The organism is Vibrio sp. V42_P2S4T144, from assembly GCF_009904715.1.
Taxonomy (GTDB): Bacteria; Pseudomonadota; Gammaproteobacteria; order Enterobacterales; family Vibrionaceae; genus Vibrio; species Vibrio alginolyticus.
Genome location: NZ_WXWS01000381.1, coordinates 1 through 3,041 on the forward strand (window position 1 = coordinate 1; position 3,041 = coordinate 3,041).

Here is a 3,041-nt window from a genome sequence, read left to right on the forward strand (position 1 = left end):
GACTTCTATACGAAGTCATGCTCTATAGAGAGTAGTAAATTCTCTTTAATGATTATTTGTAACACAACCAGTCCCAGTTACCCGAGATATCACGCTGCAACGTTTCTTCATCGTACCGCTAAGTGTCCAGCAGACCATGAAAGAATAGAAGATGGTGACGGTTACACCTGTGAGCCTATCGTTCCTGCGTGTGAGTATGGTGAAAACCCTGACGGCACCTGTATGGACGCTTGCCAGTTTAAAAAATCCATTGATGAAACCAAGCTGCTTCAATGGCTGGCGTACGTCTACGGTGAACAAGTTACTGGGGCATGCTATGGCGATTTTGGCGCAACCCGTTGCGAACTAGAACGCATTCCTAGTGATACTACGCTGTGTACGGGCGTTGATTCTGGCGAATGGACACAAAACACAATCTGTCATGGAACGTTCCAGTTCAAAGGAAATCAATGTGAAGGCGGTACACTTTTCTGGGGTAAAGATGGCCCTGACACCCCTATTATTCCTGATGACCCCATTCATGACCCTGACGACCCAACAGGCGACATCGAAGACCCTAGCGTATTACCTGATGGCTCAACCAATACGGTGAATCCACCGGATACCGACAGTGAGCCAGACGTGGAAGAGCCTGACACCGATGAATCGACAGACACGGCAGTTCTGAAAGCCATTACTGGGATGAATAAGGACGTCAACAAAGCCCTGAATGACATGAACATCGACATCAATCAAGCCAGTGCTGACGTTCAAAACCAAATCATTGCGCTGAACGCGTCGATGGTCACCAACACGCAAGCCATTCAAAAGCAGCAAATCAATGACAACAAGATTTACGAAAACACTAAGGCCCTTATCCAACAAGCGAATGCTGACATCACCACGGCCATGAACAAGAACACCAATGCCGTTAATGGTGTGGGTGACGATGTAGAGAAAGTTGCAGGCGCAATGGATGGTATCGCGGATGAAGTTTCCGGTATTTCTGACACCTTAAACGGTATCGCAAACACAGATACGTCTGGTGCAGGTACGGGTGGTACGTGTATCGAGTCCCAAAGTTGTACTGGCTTTTATGAGTCGGGCTATCCCGATGGTTTAGGTGGTTTGGTGTCCGGTCAGTTAGATGATCTTAAACACAACACCATCGACAACTTTGTGAACTCGTTTGGTGACCTCGACTTATCCAGTGCCAAGCGCCCTTCTTTCGTGCTCCCTGTGCCGTTCTTTGGTGACTTCAGCTTTGAGGAACAAATCAGCTTTGATTGGGTGTTCGGTTTTATTCGTGCGGTGCTCATCATGACGTCAGTGTTTGCGGCGCGTCGTATTATTTTTGGAGGTTAATATGGATTGGTTAGTCGATTTATTTAACAAGCTGTTGGTGTTCCTCTATCAGCTTTTAATCTCGCTGGTCAACATGCTCAAAGACCTGTTCTTTTGGGCGGTTGAGCAAATCATGGCAATGGTGAATCTGTTGCTCTCTGGTGTGTTCTCCCTATTCGCTCCGGTCGATATGAGCCAGTACATGACCAGTATTCCGCCTACAGTGGCTTGGGTCATGGCGGCGGTCGGTGTGCCTCAATGCCTGTCCATCATTCTGGCCGCGATTACGGTGCGCTTGATGCTGCAATTGATTCCGTTTACGAGGTTAGGCTCATGATATACGCCATAGCAGGAAGACCAGGTGGCGGTAAAACCTATGAGGCGGTTGCCTACCACATTATTCCGGCCATTAAGGATGGCCGTAAAGTCATCACCAATATCACCTTAAACATTGATTGGTTCGTTAAGGTATTTGGTGAAGACGTTCGAGAACTCATCAAAATCGTGGATGGTCGTTTAACGGATTTTGGTTCAACCTCGCGTCCGTTCAGTCAGATTGAAGACTACTCGGACGAATGGCGCAATGAAAAAGGACAAGGACCACTTTATGTGGTCGATGAGGCGCACATGAGCTTGCCAAGTCGAGGCTTGGCCGCGCCGATTCTAGAATGGTACTCAATACACCGTCACTACGGTGTCGATATCATCTTGCTCACGCAGAACATCCGCAAAGTGCATCGAGACATTAAGGACATGATTGAAGTGACCTACCGATGCACTAAGAACACGGCCATGGGCTCAACCAGTTCTTACACCAAGAAAGTGCAAGATGGTTGTGCCGGTGAAGTGGTGAACACCTCTACCCGATTTTATAAGTCAGAGTACTTCCCGTTCTATAAGAGTCATTCGCAATCCAACAAGCAAGTGCAGGAAGCCGAAGCAAAAGACATTCGCCCGTTCTGGAAGCGTTGGCCTGTCGTCGGAACGGTGGTGCTGCTATCGCTTGGATTGGTTTTCAATATCTGGGCTTGGTGGCCGGAGCCAGAGCAACCGCCCGACCCCGTTAAACCACCACAACCAGTACAAGCGCAACTGCCTGACGGAACGCCAACGGTAGATACGGCAGAAACCAAAGCGAAGAAGAAAAAGAAAGCATCAGGGTTCGGGCCTTTGGAAGATTACGACTTCTACATCACCGGATACGCAAAGCAAATCGCCTACGCCAAACGGCTGAAGTATGCTGCCGAACTCGACCGTGACCTGACGTTCTACAAGATATACATCGATGTGTACGATGGCCGCGACAAGCTATTCAGTTTCGATCATCTGGACTTGGTAAAGATTGGGTATCAGTTCGAAGTGTTGAGCGACTGCGTATATCGAGTGACTTGGGAAGAAACAGAGAGGATCTTCACGTGCGGCCAAAGAGAAAAGCCATCAGACATATTGCAGCAAAACATGCCTGTCCATATCTAGACCGCTCGCCACAGCGTCGAAGCTAGCGCAGTCTGCGTAGACCGAGGAAGCGGAACATGTAGGACACCAAACCTTGGCACTTCCACACCGAACTTAATCATGGGGCTCTATACGAGCCCTTTTTTATTATGTGCGCGGTATTGCGAGCATTTTGGGAGGGGCCCGCTTTGCGGGAGGGACCTAAAAGCGGAGCAAACCCCCGAATCTGTATTACGGGGGTAAATTCCTACTCAGTACTAACC

The 3,041-nt window shown here is 48.8% G+C and carries 3 protein-coding genes; all 3 read left to right on the top strand.

The genetic code is table 11. From position 1 onward, the window contains the following. Window positions 1-1,344 (top strand): methyl-accepting chemotaxis protein (locus CAG68_RS12895; protein ID WP_237667877.1); only part of this gene is annotated, 1,344 nt, incomplete at its 5' end. A 1-nt stretch (window position 1,345) separates the two neighbouring features. Further along, window positions 1,346-1,660, top strand: a complete 315-nt coding sequence (locus CAG68_RS12900; RefSeq protein ID WP_017822026.1) for a DUF2523 family protein — start codon at window positions 1,346-1,348, stop codon at window positions 1,658-1,660. Beyond that, window positions 1,657-2,799 (top strand): zonular occludens toxin domain-containing protein, encoded by a 1,143-nt coding sequence (locus CAG68_RS12905; protein ID WP_045607620.1) that lies wholly within the window; start codon window positions 1,657-1,659, stop codon window positions 2,797-2,799. Before CAG68_RS12900 ends, CAG68_RS12905 begins: the two co-directional genes overlap by 4 nt. Window positions 2,800-3,041 lie beyond the last annotated feature (242 nt).

Coding starts and splice junctions, on each gene's coding strand:
- CAG68_RS12905 (WP_045607620.1), top strand. CDS start 1,657: ATGATATACGCCATAGCAGGAAGACCAGGTGGCGGTAAAACCTATGAG.
- CAG68_RS12900 (WP_017822026.1), top strand. CDS start 1,346: ATGGATTGGTTAGTCGATTTATTTAACAAGCTGTTGGTGTTCCTCTAT.